This is a genomic window from Streptomyces sp. PA03-6a (genome assembly GCF_033792765.1).
GTDB lineage: Bacteria > Actinomycetota > Actinomycetes > Streptomycetales > Streptomycetaceae > Actinacidiphila.
In genome coordinates this window covers 1-15,795 of sequence record NZ_JARAVK010000095.1, presented here as the reverse complement: position 1 = coordinate 15,795, position 15,795 = coordinate 1, and the positions used below count along the sequence as shown (strand labels likewise).

Below are 15,795 nucleotides of genomic sequence, written 5' to 3'. Positions count from 1 at the left end.
CGAGCCAGACCCTCGCAATCGAACGACGATGTCACGCTCCGCGACAGCTCCCCAAGATCTGTGCCAGAACCCACAACTCTGGTACATAGCCGTCCGGGGCGCCTGCAGGGTCGACGCAAGCAACCGGCTGTGCTGTGCGTGACGATGCCCGCCGTCTGGTAGCCCCGGGGCTGTTCAGTGCAGGATGCCGGTGATTTCCTGTCCGGTGAGGGCTTGAGCGATCTGCCAGCGCATACCGCCCCGGGACCCTTTTGTCAGGACGATGTCGCCTGGCTGCAGGATCTTCTTCACGAGTTCTGTGGCGGTCTCGTTGTCCGCGACGATCGCAGCGTCGACGCCGGCGTTGGCCGCACCCAACGCGATCTGCTTGGCATCTTCTCCGCCCACGGCGATCACAAAGTCGATGCCCTCTTCGCCGGCCATGGCTCCCACCTGGAAATGCGCGTTTGCCGACTGGTCGCCGAGTTCGTACATCTCGCCGAGCACGGCGATGGTCCGGCGAGGCTTGGGCGTCTCCTGGTCGGTCATTGCCGTCCTTTTGTGGTGAGCGGGGGGAAGGTGATGGCACGCCCGGCATAGGAGGAGGACAGGCGGCTGAGCGGAGCGTGGTCGTTGTGCTGGCCCCAGGACGACGGGTCGCGGATGAGGATGAGCGGATCGTCTTCGGTGGTGTCGGCGTCGTAGCCGCGGGCCACGATCAGGTGCCCGCCAGTGCGGCCGTCGGTGGGGAGCTGCTCCGTGACGGAGATGATGAGCGGCGCGTCGGCCAGGCGGCCGATGAGGTCGGCGGCATCGACGGGTTCGGCGTGGCCGGGGGCCCCGAGCTCTGCGGCCATGTCGGCGATGCCCGCGTGGAGGGCACCCTGTGGGGTCATGACCTCGTGCTTGACCGCCAGTTGCAGGAGTTCGGTGACCGTTGGGGCCCGCCCGGTGTAGGCGAGGAGGATCATGCGAAGCGATGCCATGCCGCACGCCCGGTTGGACCACTCCATGCGGTCCCCGAGTGTCCATCCTCCGTGGGCTTCCCATTCGTCGAGCGGGATGAGCTGGCGGCACATGGGCACGTCGTGGGCGTGGGGCACAGCAGCGGACTCCGCAGGGTCAGGTGGCGTGCTCCGGCAGGGCTGTGGGCGTGCCGAATACCGGAGTCGGTAGGGGCACATCGTACGCGGGGCGGGTCAGCGCTTCGTGGAGGAACGCGCGTACGAGATCATCGCGAGTCAGGCCGCACAGTCGGCCACCGACCACGAAATTGCTGTCGCGGGACATGCCGGGCGTGGTGTTCACTTCGAGCGCGTACAGGTCGCCGTCGGGGGCGACGATGAAGTCGACGCGGGCCGCGCCCCGGCACCCGAGGCCGTCCCACAGGGTGCGGGCGTGACCGATCAGGGAGTCCAGGACGGGCCGGGGGAAGTTGGCGGGCTCCACGGAGACGGCTTTCTCGGCTGCGGCGTCGAGCTTGGACGCGGCGTCGTAGAAGTCGCCGTCATTGACCAGCGTCACCACGGGCGGGAACGCCAGGACTCCGCTGGGCAGCTCCAGGAGGCCGACGGTCACCGGGTGGCCGGCGACGTAGTCCTCGACCAGGACCGGGGAGGGGTCGGTCTCCCAGGCCCGCTGGAGGGCGGGCCCGAGCTCGGCGGCCTGGCTGACCAGGCTCATACCCACGCTCGAGCCGCCCAGCGGGGGCTTCACCATCAGGGGGCGGCCGGCCCAACCTGGCTCCTTGCCGTGGCTCCACACCCGCCATGGCGGGGTCGGCACGCCGAGTCCTGCCATGGCCTGCTTGCACAGCACCTTGTCCGCGGCGGTCGCCGAGGCGGCCACGCCGCTGCCGCAGAACGGGATGCGCAGGTAGTCCAGCAGGCCTTGGAGGCGGCCGTCCTCTCCGTAGGGGCCGTGCAGGTTCGATAGAGCAACGTCGTACTCGGTGATCTCCTGGATGAAGGTCTCGTCGCACGGGTTGAGGATGCTGAACGAGGCGCCGATGCCGGCGAGGGTTTCCGCCAGGGCGGTGACCGAGAGCTGGTTGGTGGGGCTCTGCTCGATGTAGAGCCGGTCCTCGGCGGACAGGCCCCCGTAGACGAGGGCGACCTTCAATGCCCGGTTGTCCTCCAGCCAGGCTCTGAGGGCTTCCGCGTCGCGGGTCACGGTGGCGCGGTCGAGGTGAGAGATGTGCGTGGTCATGCGAGTTCCCCCCAGTAGGTGTGGGTGACGGGGCCGCCGATCCAGTAGACCTTGCCCCGGCGGGCTTCGTGTGGGCGCACCATCAGCGGTGTACCGGAGCGGTTGTGGACGGTGACCTGCCGGTCGGCGACGAGACCGCGGCGGGTGGCGATCACCACTGCCGCAGGACAGCGTCTCGGCCTCGACACCCCGCTCGTAGGTGCGGATCTTCAGGGCCTGGTCGCCGGCCGACTGGATGAAGTTGACGTTCGTACCGCGTGGGGCTAGGTCCTCGTGGTGGCGGATCAGGCGACCGCACACCACCGCGTCGACGGCGTCGACGTCATCGACGATGCCGACGACGTGCTCAGTGCCGGTGTGTGCCTCGTCGAACCAGAACGGCCGGCCGTTGAACACGGCTGAGACCCGGCGGAGTGTGACGTCACCGACCTCGGCCGTCACCCACACCCCGTCCGCGGCGATGCGCGCCTGGTGCTTCACCCCGGCCATGAGCAGGTTCATCTCGCGTATGCCGTGGTCCTGCTGCGCGCACCTCGCGGCGCAGCGCAGGGCGTTGCCGCACATGGTGGCCGTGGAGCCGTCCGCGTTGAAGCAGCGGATCTCCAAGGCGGGGGACGTGGTGTCGATGACGGTGCTCAGGACCAGGCCGTCAGCGCCGACGCTGGTGCTGCGGGCGCATAACTTTCTGGCCAAGGAGGGCCAGTCCTGGTCCAAGCTGGCGGCGAGGCCGGACACGACGATGAAGTCGTTGCCGGCGCCATGCATTTTGCGGAAGTGCACGCGGGTCTCCTTCGTCAGGCAAGGGGGCAGGCAGGCACGGTCAGGTGAGTGGGAGTGGGGCCGGTGCTGGCAGCGTCAGCGGGCGGCCAGATCGAGAAGTGCGCCGCCCCCGATCAGGAGGGCGATGAGCGCGAGGAAGCCGAAGCAACTGGGCGAGGCCAGCACGCTCAGGCAGCCCCGGGAGGCGTGTTTCACAGCGGTGCGATCAGGCGGGCGAGATGCCCAATAGGGCGGCGATCGACTCGTGCGGGGTCGGCAGCGGCCGGATGCGCTCGAGGAGGCTGCGCAGCGGAACCGGAGGTACGAGGCGGTCGCTCACGCGCGGCCGCAGCCAGTACGGGCCTGGGGGCACGTCGCGCGCGAGAGGCGGCAAGGTCAGGATGTGCGGAGCACCCACGCACACCCCGAACGAGTGCGGCTCCCACCGGGCCGTCGTCCCGGGCGGAACGAGCCAGTACAGCCACCCGCGATCCGGGTCCGCGATGATAGGCCCGCACGCGCCGACCTGGATCTCATCCATGGCGGCGACCATTGCGTCCGCGTCACCGCTACCGGTGATCACCACATCAAAGAGGGTGCCGCCCAGCGGCATCCGCACCTCGCGCTGCTCGGCGAGGTCGATGTAGGCGCGGATGCGTTCGGCCAGGTCACCCATGTCGCGCTGCACGTGCGCCGCCGTGACCGTCATACCGGCGCCCCGGGCACGAGCGCCTGCACGACCTTGGACAGGCCGTCCTCGGCGACCGCGTACGACAGGCGAGCACCGAGCTGCCTCACCAACCACAGGCCACGGGGCAGCGCACCGTCAGTGGGCTCCCACGTGACGGCCTCGACGAACCCGGGAAACTCCGGGAGCGGATCGGTCACCTCGACCAGGAGCTCACCGGTGGCGATGCCCGCCAGGCGAAACCCCAGCCGCGCCCGCGGCGGCGGCACGGAGTGCCGCTCGGCGTTGTCCATCACCCGCGCCGCGATCTGCGCCGCGTGATCAACCTCCCCGCGCCAGTGCGCCATCGTGAGCTGCGTGCGGGTGTGTACCCGGGCGTTACCAGTGGCCGACCCGTTCGCCTCGAACGACGTGTGCCACTGCCAGACCGGTTCATCGCGAACAAGCATCGGAATCTCGACCACGGCAACGGGCGGGCCGGACGCTCCGGTAGCGATCGCTTTTGGTTGCGTGAAGGTCACCTTGACTCCCGAGGCCGAGATCATGCGTTGTCTTGTGATGAGGTAACCGCTCCATCACTCTCCGCGGGTACCGTGGAGAGCAGGTGGGACCGTGAACACCGTGAACGCCATGGAAGCTGCCGGAGGTTTGGACATGGCCGCTCGCAATCGCACGCCCAACCCCGCCCTCGCAGACCTGCTTGACCAGGCCCGATGGACGCGCACGCAGATGGCGCAACAGGTCAACAGGCTCGGCCCGCAGGCGGGGTTGCAACTGACGTACGACCGCACAGCCGTGGCGCACTGGATTGCCGGAACGCCCCCAAAGCCCGAGGTGAGGGCACTGATCGTGGAGGCGCTGTCCGCACGCCTGGCTCGGCCGGTCACCCACGCTGAAGCGGGCCTGGAGCCTGCTGTGTCCGCCGAAGGGTCCGATCCGGTCGACACTGTCGAGGAGTTGATAGACCTCGGAAGGGCGGACATGGACCCAACTCGCCGCGGCGTACTGACCGCATCCCTGTTCTCAGCGGCTCTCACCGTCCCCCTGTTCGCCCAGACCGCCCGAGCTGACGAACCGGTCTCACCCGGGAAGGCGACCACCCGGATCGGGGCGTCACAGGTCGCGTCGGTGCGCTCCATGACAGAGCGGATCGCAGACATCCTCGACGAGTTCGGCGCCGGCCACGCCCGCCCCATGGCCGCGGCATTCCTCGTCAACACCGTCGGCCCGTGGCTGCGGGCGCAAGCCTCCGAGGAAGTCCACGCCGACATGCTCGCCGCAGCCTCCGACCTGACCTACCTGACAGGTTGGATGGCCATGTACGAAAAGGCCCACGGGCTCGGCCAGCGCTACTACGTCAAGGCGCTCCGGCTCGCAGGAGAAGCCCAGGACCACGTCACGTTCTGCCGGACACTGCGCGGCATGTCCCTGCAGGCATCAAACCTCGGCCACGGCCGGAAAGCCCTCGAACTCGCCGACTCCGCCGCCGAAGCCGCCCCCTCAGCAGGACCGCGCCTGGTCGCGTTCCTGCGGGGCCAGCAAGCCCACGCGGCCTCCATGGTCGGCGCCACAGCGCAGGCCCACACCCGGCTCCGGGAAGCCGAGACGGCCCTGTCCAAAGCCGACAGCCGGCGCGACCACGTCGGCGGCTACGACCAGACCGCCTACCTCTTCCACGTAAGCCATGTCCTGATGGAAGAAGGCGACCTGACGGGCAGCATCAAGGCACTGCGGCAGTCGATCCGCCTGCAGCCCGCCCAGGAGCGACAAGGCCGGGTCCACGCCTACGCCGTACTCGCCCAGCGCCAACTCCGACACGGCCACCTCGACGCCTCAGTGGAGTCCTGGACCCGGTTCCTCGACGAATACGAGCACATCTCGTCGGTCCGCGGCGACGACCACTTCACCACGATGCGACAGGAACTCGCCCGGCACCGCACCGCACGATCCGTGCGGAACCTGGCGAGCCGCGTCCAGGAAGTCGCAGCGCTCAAAGCAGCATGACAGTCCCCCAGGGAGTTGTCGGAACCCTGGGGGACACACGGCTCACGAAAAGGCCGTAGCCGCTGAACGGGTACCAGGCACTGGCCCCATGCGGGACGCAGTCGCCGGGCGCTCCGTGAGGAGATCACGGCGATTACCAGCCGCCCGGCTCTCGCGCTGCCCCGCTGATCGCCGGAGGTAGAGTCCCGGCATGGATCCGGTCACTCGCCACGATGCCCGCCTGTTCCTCCGTGAGCTCACCCTTGACGACGTGGACGCCGTGCACGCCATCTATGGCAGCCCGGAGGCGACGGAGCACCTGTCCTTCTCTCCTCGCTCCCGCGAGGAAGTGGGGGGCATCGTGGCGCGTGGCATAGCTTCGGCTACGGCGACCCCCCGCGACGAGTTCGCGGCCGGCGTCGTCGAACGGGAGAGCGGGCAGCTCATCGGGTACGCCCGGCTGGCCCTGGACCCACACCAGCAGCGCGCAGCCACGATCGGGTTCGCTCTCCACCCAAATGTGTGGGGAGTCGGCTACGGCCGCGAGACAGTGCACCTCCTCCTCACCCGGGCCTTCGAGGGCCTGGTTCTCCACCGCGTCTGGGCAGCCCGCTCCCCACACAACACCGCTTCCGAGAGAACCCTCCTCGCGGCCGGCATGACCGAGGAAGGCCGCATCCGCGGACACGTCTTCGTACGCGGAGCCTGGAGGGACTCCATCACCTACGGCATCCTCCGCGACGAGTGGCAGCCCCAGTGAGTCCGGGCGCGGCTACCCTGCCGGGCCAAGAAGTCGCCCGCGGACTTCCCTAACGGCTCGCGTAGGCGGCCTGCACCTTCCACCCACGGCAGGACGCAAAAGCCACACCCGCCAACCTCTGCCACCAGCTCCCCACCCTTGGCAGCCAGCGGCACAGGAACAGGCACACCACCACTACCCAAACCCGCCAGCACCGCAAGATTCCTGCGCACCCGCGGCAAAGGAACGTCGGTGATCTCCTTCACCGCGTACACGCCAGCGGACGTCTCCACTCGCCAGTTCCGGTTCATCAAGCCATGGGCAAGGAACTCCCACGCCAACACCTGACCCAGCCCGAACCTACGAGCCACGCCCAACAACGCTGCCCGCAGGTCAGCATCCCCGGTCAAATCCGTCACCCCAGCACGCTACGCCACCCCAAAACATGCAGAGACCTCTTCACTCGATAGGCCCCCCGCTCAGTGGCTCTCTATCCGATCTACAAGCGTCGACTGAAGGGAGGGGCAGGATGATCGGGCACGGCGTTGTCGGGTCTCGTTTGGAGTGGCGCCGGCAACGATGGACACCGGTACACGCTGGTCTCATAGACTGAGCAGGGTCACCTCAGGACCGTTGCTGCTTCGAGGGAGGTACGCCGTGACTGCTGACATGATTGCGCCGGAGTGGATGCACACACCGATCACCGCGGCACAGTACGACTCCTGGTCTGCGGAGCAGTGCAGGGGCATCGAGATTGTGGACGGGATGGTCGTGGTGAGTCCGAGCGCGTCCAAACGCCACAATCGCCTGGCCCGATTCTTGGCCAATGCGCTGGATGCTGCGGCGTCGCCGGAATGGAACGCCGACACGGACTTTGATGTCCGACTGCAGGATGTTCCGCTGACGAACCGCCGCCCCGACGTCGTGGTCTACCGGGCAGACACGATCGACATCACCCCCACGAGGCCGGAACATGTGCTCTTGATCGTGGAGGTGGTCTCGCCGGGCTCGGAGACCACCGACCGTATCGTGAAGATGGAGCAGTACGCCAAGGCGGGGATCTCCTTCTACTGGCGTGTAGAGCAGACAGCCAACGGAGTCCCACTGGTGTATACCTACCTGCTCGACCCGGCGGCCGGGGTCTACCGGGACGGGGACGTCTTCACCGACGTCGTCAAAACCGCGGTTCCCTTCCCCCTCGAAATCAGCCTCAGCTCGATCTGACCTGGGCGACACGGCCACCGCCTGCTCGCAGCATTGCATGCGGGACAGGTCGTCTGCGCGCCGCTATTCCGACGCCCAGGCATGACCCAGAAGCGGGGGCCTGCTGGCCTGTGCCGTCGCAGTTCGACGGTGACGGTGCTGGCCGTCTGGGCAAGGCCGATAGACGCTAGAGCGCCAGCCATGGATCCAACGATCCCGAAGCGCGCCGTAACAACGAGGTACGCCAGCCCCGACCGCTGGCCGAGATTGTCAGTGATGATGTCCATGTGGCTCACCTCGTCAGCGCTCTGATCTCGGCCTTCGGCGCTCTCGCCAGCACGCTGCTGCTTGCCGTCGCCGTTCGCGAATACAGCTCCGGAGCCTCGGCTCTGGATCGCGGCTGGAGCTGTGATCTTCCTCAGCGCCTTGTACGCGCTCGTACGAGACGTGCGACGACTGCGCACAGGGCAGGCGGCCTGACGAGCGGCGCCGGACCACCGACCAACTGATCCAAGCGAAGCTGCTCAGATCTTCCTCACCGTTTCGCAGGCGATCACGCAACCGGTGCCCCCTTCCCGCCCGTGACAGATCCGAGGCCAGGACCCCGGCAATGGATTATGGCTGAGCCTCGACGCCCCCAGACCGACCGCCACAATGGGACGTATGGCAGCCAGCTCACACCTCCCGGTGTCCGGGACCGCAGACCACTCCGGCCTCTACGCCGTGGACCTCGCGCAATATCGGGAGAAGTTCCGTCGGCGTCTGACGGCGTCTGACGGCGTCTGCCTGCGTCGCTGGACGAGCTGCACGGCCCAACCGGCGGGACCGTGGATCTGCCACTGCACATCACCTGGTCAGGGATGACCTCCTACGACATGGAAATGCCCCGCCAGCGCATGGGCCTGTGCCGCAACGTCCTACACGAAGGGCTGCACGACGACCTGCCCCTTTACCTCAACGGAGATCTACTCGTGCAGATGTGGCCAGTACTGAGCACCCTCGTCGGACGTACCGTATGTACCGTCTGGGAGGACACTTTCCCGCAGGTCGCCACCCGCGCCGCAGCATGACAGATATGCCAGAGCTGCGCAGACGGCTCCTGGCCGACATCATCGCCCTCGGCTCCCCTATCCGCTGGTGCGGCGGGCCTGGAGCGTCACGAAGACCGGGTGGATCAAGGGGACGTGGCAGCAGGCGGAAGAACCGCGGCAGCGCACGGCACCTGGCAATGGTCCGGCCGATCTTGAAACTCCAGTAGGGCGGACGCTGGCCCCGCCGCCACAGCAGCCCGGTAGCTCTCATCCGCCAGGCGCACAAAGACACGGTCACGGCGATCACCAGCCTCCATGCTGCGGCGCCACCCCATCCTTTCGCGTTCCCACTGTTCCCTCGCGATCTCCCCGCTGAAATGCCCGTCGAGTTTCACCGCGAGCTTCTCGACAGACAGATGGCCGATGCGGAAGCGCTGCAGCAGCTCTCCGAGAGCGAGAGACGTGATCAGATGCTGCCGGTGCCGCTTCAAGGTCACCGGGGCAACGGGCGGTGACCATGCCTGGAGCAGGGCCGGGTCGCTCAGCGCGAGTGTCGCGAGCTGAAGATGGCTGTCCCTAATGGCCTGCTCGTTGCTCGTGCGGGCCTGCCGGACCTGGTAGAGGAGCGAGAGAGCGACACCGGACAGAGCAATGGCGGAGAGCACGACGGACATGGCCCCGTACGTCTGGCTGATGTCACTGAGCTTCCCCCAGTCCGTGCTCGCCGGAGCCAATGCGGCCAGTACGAAAGGGGTCGAAACGATCAGCCCCAGCATTACGAGCCCGAGCAGGCCGTACACCAGGGCCGTCAGTACCCATGGCGTGCGCAGCGCCCTGCCGCTTCCAGTTGTCACACGTCCCCCCGAAACACTGACTGCCGGTTCGCTGACCAGAGTGAAGCTGGCATTGACGCCCGGCAAGAGGTACTCAATCCAACCCCCACACGATCGGCCAGACAGGTCCGATCTCACCACTGCTGTGCGCGACGACCTACCGTCGGGTGTCGGTGGCTGGCATCTGCGTCTGGGCAGCGCTTGCCACTGGCCCTCACGCGCTCGCCTCCTACTGCGCAACGCCTACAGGAACGCAGGTCGTTGCGCATGCCGGCCAGCCGTCGCGGCGCCGGTGCGCACTGCCGACCCGGCCGACGTCGCGGAACTGTTCGCTGACCACCGTTGATCACTCGCTGGCGGTTGTGGGTATCCGCTGCCGACACAGCGTCCACCCCGAATCGTGGGCCCCGACGGCGATCGGTCGGATCGCTGCCGCTTCGGTCCCGTGACCTGCGGTGGTGAGTATCGCCGTCAACTCACCACCTTCAACACCGCCACTCACCAGGGGAATTGTCGCCGAACCGTGATCTCAGACCCCCCAAATCGGTGAGCGAATCGGTGAGTGCCACCGGGCTTCATGGATGACGTCACCTGCGTCTACCTACCCGGGAGCCCTCCCATGACCGCCCCACCCCTTCGGCGTCAGCCGCCCGCAATGACGGCGGCGTCTCCTGCTCCTCTGCACACGCCACGTCCATCCCTGCGTGCGCTCAGGACGACTCGCCGTGGGGTGTCGGTGGCCCGCATCGGCGTCTGGGCGGCGCTCGCCGCCGGTCCTCTCGCACTCGCCGCATACTGCGCAACACCGCCCGCTGCGCGAGTCGTTGCGCAAAGCCGGCCGGCATCCACGGCGCCAGTGCGCACTGCCGACCCAGCCGGCGTTGCGGAACTGTTCGCTGACCTGTGGCTGCGCAGCGACGGCTCCGACGTACAGAACAGCGCTGCGCAAGCTGTGCGCGCTCTCGCGCCGGATGTTGCGCTGCCGCAGCGGTCGGGGAAGGCCTCTGCGCAAGTCCTGCAGCGGACCGTCGCGGTGCGCAGTTCGGCGCTGGCCGACGGTTCGTGGTCGGTTGTCGTCGCCGCCCAGTACGCCGGCCCGGACGCCACAGGTGATCGCTCGGCCTACAGCGTGGTCAGGTACTTCGCCGTGCCGGTCCTGTCCGTCCAAGGGGTTGCTGGTGCCGGCTCGTTCACGGTGACGGCGCCGCCCGCGGAGGTCACCGGCCCCAACCCGGCCCCGGTCCCAGAGCCGAAGCTGTCACGTTCGCTGCCGACGGACGGAGCGCTGGCGGGCGCGCTGCGCGAGTTCTTCGCCGCGTACTTGAGCGGGGTCGGGGAGGTCGACCGGTATCTGTCGCCGGGCTCGAAGCTGTCCGCGGTGAGCGGTACGGGCTACAGGTCGGTGGTGGTCGACCAGGTCGCCGCCGACCGTGACGTCACCGGCAGGGCCGCGCCGAAGGACGGCGCCCGCCTGCAGGTGAGGGCCGACGTCACCGCGACCGACGGCGCCGGTGACCGGTGGCCGCTGAGCTACGTGCTCGCGCTGACCGCGCGGGACGGCCGCTGGGAGATCACCGCCGTCCAGGCTGGCACCCCTGCCAGCACGACGAAGGCCTCCCCCGGTCTCAAGGAGTCGTCCGGGGGTGGTTCGCGATGAACCCGACGCGGATCCAGCTGGCTGGCCAGTTCGCCGATGTCGGCAACTCGCTGCTCGGCACGGCGCGGGACTGGGCGGAGATGGCCCTTCCGACGGTGCTGCTACTCATCGTGGTGGTCACCGCCGCCCGGAAGTTCAGTGTGCGGGCTGCGATCGGTGCGCTGATCGGGCTGGCGCTGTGTATGGGCATCTACCACTCGCGTGACGCGCTGTCCGACGCGTTCACCGATGAGATCAACAATCCGTCCAAGGGCGCCGGGGCCATCGTGCGGCAGGTCGCTGACCAGCCCGCCCCGCCGCCCTACCGGCAGCCCGGCGAGGCCTCGGAGCGTGTGCTGTGAGCGCCGGCACGGAGGGGGCCCAGGTCGCCCGCGTCTACACCTCGGCCCGCCGGCATCCGTGGGTGCTGGGCAAGCTCGGCGACTTCACGCTGCCGTTCGGCCCCTACACCCCGGCCCAGCTGGTCGTGATGGTCGGCGGGGCGCTGGTGCTGATTAAGACGTTTGCGTGGTGGTCGTGGCTCGGTCCGCTGCCGGTCGCGGTGTGGGGTGCGGCGATCTGGGCGGTGCGTGGCGCGAAGATCGGCGGCCGGTCTCCGTTCGCCGCGGCGGCGGGCTGGCTGACGCTGGCGCTGCGGCATCCGGCCGGGCGGATCGGCGGCCGCGCCGCGCGTGACCGCCGTCCCAGCAGCCTGACGGGCGCGTTCGTCGTCGAGGCAGCGCCGGCGTCAGGCGGCTTCTCGTCCAGCCGCGCACCGAGGACCTCGCGCCGCCGTGGCGGCATTACGAACCGTCCAGCCGTTCCGGCGCGGCCGGTCACGGGCCTGGACCGGCTGTTGCAGCAGACCAGCACCGCAGGGGGTGTGTGATGAGGGTTCCGTTCCGGCACATCGCCGGGCATCTGGTGTGGTCGTCCTCCGGCACGGTGTGGGCGATCTGGCGGGTGGCGCCGATGGGCGGCCGCTACGTCCCCGCTCGCGTTCGTGATGAGCTGCTGGGGCGTGTGACCGGTCTGGTGCGGTCGCTGGCCGGTGCGCCGCGGCTGTTCGGTCTGGCGGCGCGGGTGGACCCGGGTGAGATCGCCGAGCAGATGGTCACCGGGCTGAACTGGCAGCGCCTTCCGGCGTGGCGGGAGACCGCGGCTGCGTCGCTGGAGCTGCTGGCCGGGCAGGAGATGCACCGCCGCACCCTGTGGCTGGCGGTGCCGCTGACCTCGCCGGGTGGCCGGCATGAGCTGTCGGCCGCGCTCGGTTCGATGTGGTCGGAGCTCGCGGCCGCCACCGGACTGCCCCCGGTACCAGTGCCGGAGGCGGAGGTCACCGACTACGCCGAGCGCGCGCAACGGGTGCAGGCGGCCCTCGGCGGAGGCTTGGCTCTGCGGCCGGCGTCCCCGGCGGAGATCGTGTGGATGGTCCAGCACGCCCTGCACCGCGGCCTGGACGAGCCGCTGCTTGCCGACGCCGAGGCGTCGGTGCTGTACGGCGGCACGGTGCGTGACGGGCGGCTGCGGTCCCCCTCCTATGCCGATCTCGGACAGGTCCGGCTCGCCGAAGGCGGCCGTCCCTCCCCCCGTGACGCTGAGACGGACAAGGCCGAGCCGGTCGCGCGGCCGCGACGCGGACAGAAGGATCGCGGCCGGCCGTGGTGGCGGCGCGATGAGTCCGCGTCGCCGCTGCTGCGGCGCTGGCTTCAGGTGGAATGCGAGGCCGGCACCGCCTACCAGGCGCACCTGGCGTTGGCCGAGCTTCCGCCCGCGCGGGCTGTGGACACCTCGGACGTGCTGGCGCAGCTGGAGGGCCTGGACTTCCCCGTGGACTTCACCATCGACCTGCAGATCGTGCCCGCCGACCGGGCCAAGCAGCAGGTGCAGCGCAAGAAGCGGGAGCTGCTAGACCAAGCCGAGCAGTACGGCGCCCAGCCCACCGGCATGCCGCACTCGCTGCCGCATGCTGCCGGTGATCTGGCAGAGGAGGACGCCCGGCTGTCACGCAGCAGTGTCGAGGTCGAAGTCCAGTCGGTAACGGTCCTGACCGTGTGGGGCGAGGACTCCGGGCTGTGCGATGCCCGGGCGCGGGCTCTGGCCGCGGTGCTGTCCGGTGCGGACTACCGGGCGATCCGCCCGCACGGCATGCAGGAGCACCTGTTCTCCCTCGGCCTGCCGGGAGCGGTGCGGCCGCCGGTGGTGCGGGAGTTCACCCAGCACCAGCTCTCGCAGGACTGGGCCGCCAATGGCGCGTTCACCTCCATGTCCGTGGGTGACCCCACGGGGCTGATGGTCGGGGTGGATCTGGACTGCGGCACGATCCGCCCGGTCCTGCTGAACATCGCTGACGCCCCGCAGGCAAATACGTCCGCGTCGGTCGGGATCGTCGGCGACCTCGGTGCCGGCAAGAGCGTCGTGGAGAAGCTGCTGACCTGCTCGGTGGTGGACCGCGGCGGGCGGGCAATCGTCATCGACCGCACCCCGGTCAAGGAGTGGGCCGGCTTCGGCCGCTCCGCGGCCGGGGACCCCGCCAGGTCATCGACGCCGCAAGGGCGGAGCTGTCGATCGACCCGCTGCGGGTGTTCGGCGGCCGGACCGGCGCCCACTACGCGCTGTCCTACCTGACGCTGCAGCTCGGGGTCGGACCGATCAGCGCCGCAGGCGCCGTCCTCCATCACGCTGTCGAGCACGCCGCAGCCCAGCCGGCCCCGTCCATGGCCCACGTTCTCAGCGCGCTGTCCGCGCTGGCCGCCGACGACCAGGTGCCGGGCACCCGCCGGGACGCGGCCGCGACCATGGCCGACCTGGTCAGCATCGTCGCCGCGAACCCACTTGCGGGGATGGTGTTCGACCCGGACTTGCCGCCGGTCTCCCTCGAGGGCGACCTCGGTGCCGACATGGTCGTCGTGACGACGGCCGGGCTCACACTGCCGCCGAAGGAGGCCTTCGGGAACATCGACGTGCTGCGGCAGCAGCCGCTGGAAGCCCTGATCGGCCGCGCGGTGCTCTACCTGATCGCGGCACTGGCCCGGCAGGCCGCATTCACCGACCCGGGCCGGTTCTGCGCGATCGCGCTGGACGAGTGCTACTGGCTCACCTCGAGCGCGGAAGGCTCGGCACTGGTGTCGGAGATCCTCCACGACGGCCGCAAGCACGCCGCAGGCTGCATCCTCGGCGCCCACGACGTCGACGAACTCGGCCCCGACGCTGGTCTGCTGGCCTACAAACTGCTGGCCCGCACCAGCGACCACGCCCGCGCGGCCAAGGGGCTCGCGTTCCTCGGCCTCGACGGCGAGTCCGAAGACTTGGTGCGGCTGGTCACCACGGGCCTGTCGCCGGTCGGCCAGGCCGGCCGGGAAGGCGAGATGCTGCTGCGCGACCCGCGCATGCAGGTCGGCCGCATCAAAGTCCATGTGCCGCCAGTAGCAAGGATCGAGCAGGCCATCTTCACCACCCCCGGTGCGGATCTCGCACCGGCGAGCTCCGGGAGCTCCCGATGACCCCCGGCAGCCGCATGCGGCTGCTCTTGCTGGCCACGACGGTGATGGTCCTCGCAGCGTGCATCGCCGCAGCGTGGGCGCTCCCCCGCCCGACCTCTGCTGCGACCCCGGACCCTACCGCGGTGGGGCAGACCATCACGGTCACTGCCTCAGCTCAAGGCCTCGGTGACGGCCCATGCGATCTGATCGCCGGCCCAGCCCGCTCATACTGCCGACCTCATCAGGCTGGCTCGTCGGTTGCCGTCTCTGGGGGCGCGCCCGGTCAGGGGCTGTGGCTGGTGGGGTTCTCCACCGCGGCAATCGCGGCCGCCATCGGCCTCGCCGTCACGGCAGGGCACCGCAGGGGGCAGCAATGAGGCGTTTCGACCGCGGCACACTCCGCTCGGCCGGATTCGTCGCGCTGCTCGTGCTGGTGTTTCTGACGGTGAACACCTCCGTCGCTGCGGCTGCCGACCACGCCGCAGCCAGCGGCGGGGGGCTGCTGGCGCCGTTGAACGTCACCAGCTCCGAGGGCGCACCTTTGAGCGGGTACGAACTGCGGGCCGACAGCGGTGACATCACCGATGTGACCCGCCAGTTCCAGACTCTCGTTCTGGGTGGATTGTTCTCCCTGGTGCGGCTGCTGGTGGGCCTGGCGTGCTGGCTGATCGGGTTCGCGTTCAAGTTCCCGCTGCTTACTGCCATGCTCCGCCCCGCCCAGGCCGTCTCCGACGCCTACGCCATCCACGTGGTCGGCGCGATCGGTCTGGAAGGCGTACTGCTGGCGTGGGCGTTCGTGTTCGGCTTGATCCTGGTCGCCCGCGGCAAGGTCGGCCGGGGCCTGGGTGAGATCTTCCTGACGCTGCTGATCGCGGCGCTGGCAGCGTCGGTGTTCGTCCGGCCGGACTACCTGCTCGCCAAGGACGGCCCGCTCGATCAGACCCACCAGGCCGCCGTCGAGCTGGCCGCCATCACCAGCAACTCCTACTTCGGGTCCACCCCGACCACCGGTCCGGCCAGCCCCGCCTGTGACCGCGTGGACCGCCCCGCACCGGCCAGTTGCACCAGCCCGGCGGTGGGCGGCGGGGCCGACGTGGCGAAGTCGGTGCAGGACGCCCTGACGAACGCGCTGGTCGTCAAGCCGTTCCAGTTGCTGCAGTACGGGCGGCTGCTGGACGACGGCAAGCCGGAGACCCGTGCCGCCTATGCCGCTCACCTGAAGATGGTGAAGACCACGGACGCGGACCAGCACCG

At 69.2% G+C, this 15,795-nt stretch carries 16 protein-coding genes and 1 pseudogene; 10 read left to right on the top strand and 7 right to left on the bottom strand.

Annotated features, from left to right (window positions below):
• Positions 1-174: 174 nt before the first annotated feature.
• From PV350_RS22710 to PV350_RS22690, 5 genes are all read right to left on the bottom strand, one after another.
• A complete protein-coding gene (locus PV350_RS22710) occupies positions 175-528 on the bottom strand; it encodes a glutamate ligase domain-containing protein (RefSeq protein ID WP_326580853.1) in 354 nt (117 codons plus the stop codon).
• Entirely contained in the window at positions 525-1,058 is a 534-nt protein-coding gene (locus PV350_RS22705; protein ID WP_500335708.1) for a C39 family peptidase, read from the bottom strand. Before PV350_RS22705 ends, PV350_RS22710 begins: the two co-directional genes overlap by 4 nt.
• A gap of 43 nt (positions 1,059-1,101) precedes the next feature.
• Positions 1,102-2,967, bottom strand: coding sequence for a diaminopimelate epimerase (dapF, locus tag PV350_RS22700; RefSeq protein WP_500335706.1), 1,866 nt, complete (start codon positions 2,965-2,967; stop codon positions 1,102-1,104).
• A 205-nt stretch (positions 2,968-3,172) separates the two neighbouring features.
• A complete protein-coding gene (locus PV350_RS22695) occupies positions 3,173-3,655 on the bottom strand; it encodes a hypothetical protein (RefSeq protein WP_500335705.1) in 483 nt (160 codons plus the stop codon).
• Entirely contained in the window at positions 3,652-4,179 is a 528-nt protein-coding gene (locus PV350_RS22690; protein WP_500335703.1) for a hypothetical protein, read from the bottom strand. Before PV350_RS22690 ends, PV350_RS22695 begins: the two co-directional genes overlap by 4 nt.
• Positions 4,180-4,288: 109 nt before the next feature.
• Between PV350_RS22690 and PV350_RS22685 the strand changes: the two genes are divergently transcribed.
• Entirely contained in the window at positions 4,289-5,638 is a 1,350-nt protein-coding gene (locus tag PV350_RS22685) for an NsdA family TPR-like regulatory protein (protein WP_500335732.1), read from the top strand.
• Between the two features lie 190 nt (positions 5,639-5,828).
• On the top strand, positions 5,829-6,377 hold the full coding sequence (locus tag PV350_RS22680; protein ID WP_500335701.1) for a GNAT family N-acetyltransferase: 549 nt from the start codon (positions 5,829-5,831) through the stop codon (positions 6,375-6,377).
• Here PV350_RS22680 and PV350_RS22675 read toward each other — a convergent pair.
• A complete protein-coding gene (locus PV350_RS22675; RefSeq protein ID WP_500335730.1) occupies positions 6,341-6,700 on the bottom strand; it encodes a phosphotransferase in 360 nt (119 codons plus the stop codon). The two genes, PV350_RS22680 and PV350_RS22675, sit on opposite strands and share 37 nt — an antisense overlap.
• 313 nt (positions 6,701-7,013) lie before the next feature.
• On the opposite strand from PV350_RS22675, the gene PV350_RS22670 reads away from it, so the two are divergent.
• Together PV350_RS22670 and PV350_RS22665 are read left to right on the top strand one after the other, a co-directional pair.
• On the top strand, positions 7,014-7,580 hold the full coding sequence (locus PV350_RS22670) for a Uma2 family endonuclease (protein WP_500335699.1): 567 nt from the start codon (positions 7,014-7,016) through the stop codon (positions 7,578-7,580).
• Positions 7,581-8,386: 806 nt separating this feature from the next.
• Positions 8,387-8,629, top strand: a complete 243-nt coding sequence (locus tag PV350_RS22665; RefSeq protein WP_500335697.1) for a hypothetical protein — start codon at positions 8,387-8,389, stop codon at positions 8,627-8,629.
• 104 nt (positions 8,630-8,733) lie between these two features.
• On the opposite strand, the gene PV350_RS22660 is transcribed toward PV350_RS22665, so the two are convergent.
• Positions 8,734-9,510 (bottom strand): DUF6082 family protein, encoded by a 777-nt coding sequence (locus tag PV350_RS22660; RefSeq protein ID WP_500335695.1) that lies wholly within the window; start codon positions 9,508-9,510, stop codon positions 8,734-8,736.
• Between the two features lie 490 nt (positions 9,511-10,000).
• Between PV350_RS22660 and PV350_RS22655 the strand changes: the two genes are divergently transcribed.
• The 6 genes and pseudogenes from PV350_RS22655 to PV350_RS22630 all read left to right on the top strand — a co-directional run.
• Positions 10,001-11,080 (top strand): conjugal transfer protein, encoded by a 1,080-nt coding sequence (locus PV350_RS22655; protein WP_500335694.1) that lies wholly within the window; start codon positions 10,001-10,003, stop codon positions 11,078-11,080.
• On the top strand, positions 11,077-11,421 hold the full coding sequence (locus PV350_RS22650; RefSeq protein ID WP_500335693.1) for a hypothetical protein: 345 nt from the start codon (positions 11,077-11,079) through the stop codon (positions 11,419-11,421). Before PV350_RS22655 ends, PV350_RS22650 begins: the two co-directional genes overlap by 4 nt.
• Positions 11,418-11,948: a hypothetical protein gene (locus PV350_RS22645; protein ID WP_500335692.1), complete on the top strand. Its 531-nt coding sequence runs from the start codon at positions 11,418-11,420 to the stop codon at positions 11,946-11,948. The genes PV350_RS22650 and PV350_RS22645 overlap by 4 nt, the downstream gene beginning before the upstream one ends.
• Positions 11,948-13,687 (top strand): putative type IV secretion/conjugal transfer ATPase, encoded by a 1,740-nt coding sequence (locus PV350_RS22640; RefSeq protein ID WP_500335690.1) that lies wholly within the window; start codon positions 11,948-11,950, stop codon positions 13,685-13,687. Before PV350_RS22645 ends, PV350_RS22640 begins: the two co-directional genes overlap by 1 nt.
• Complete coding sequence (locus PV350_RS22635) at positions 13,642-14,562, top strand: ATP-binding protein (protein WP_500335688.1); 921 nt, start codon at positions 13,642-13,644, stop codon at positions 14,560-14,562. Before PV350_RS22640 ends, PV350_RS22635 begins: the two co-directional genes overlap by 46 nt.
• Positions 14,563-14,914: 352 nt before the next feature.
• Positions 14,915-15,795: pseudogene (locus PV350_RS22630) on the top strand (hypothetical protein); the annotation flags it as partial.

What these genes read in the sequence shown, in the direction of transcription:
- PV350_RS22685 (WP_500335732.1), top strand. Translation starts at nt 4,289, where the DNA reads ATGGCCGCTCGCAATCGCACGCCCAACCCCGCCCTCGCAGACCTGCTT.
- PV350_RS22655 (WP_500335694.1), top strand. Translation starts at nt 10,001, where the DNA reads ATGGATGACGTCACCTGCGTCTACCTACCCGGGAGCCCTCCCATGACC.
- PV350_RS22690 (WP_500335703.1), bottom strand. Translation starts at nt 4,179, where the DNA reads ATGATCTCGGCCTCGGGAGTCAAGGTGACCTTCACGCAACCAAAAGCG.
- PV350_RS22680 (WP_500335701.1), top strand. Translation starts at nt 5,829, where the DNA reads ATGGATCCGGTCACTCGCCACGATGCCCGCCTGTTCCTCCGTGAGCTC.
- PV350_RS22705 (WP_500335708.1), bottom strand. Translation starts at nt 1,058, where the DNA reads ATGTGCCGCCAGCTCATCCCGCTCGACGAATGGGAAGCCCACGGAGGA.
- PV350_RS22650 (WP_500335693.1), top strand. Translation starts at nt 11,077, where the DNA reads ATGAACCCGACGCGGATCCAGCTGGCTGGCCAGTTCGCCGATGTCGGC.
- PV350_RS22695 (WP_500335705.1), bottom strand. Translation starts at nt 3,655, where the DNA reads ATGACGGTCACGGCGGCGCACGTGCAGCGCGACATGGGTGACCTGGCC.
- PV350_RS22710 (WP_326580853.1), bottom strand. Translation starts at nt 528, where the DNA reads ATGACCGACCAGGAGACGCCCAAGCCTCGCCGGACCATCGCCGTGCTC.
- PV350_RS22640 (WP_500335690.1), top strand. Translation starts at nt 11,948, where the DNA reads ATGAGGGTTCCGTTCCGGCACATCGCCGGGCATCTGGTGTGGTCGTCC.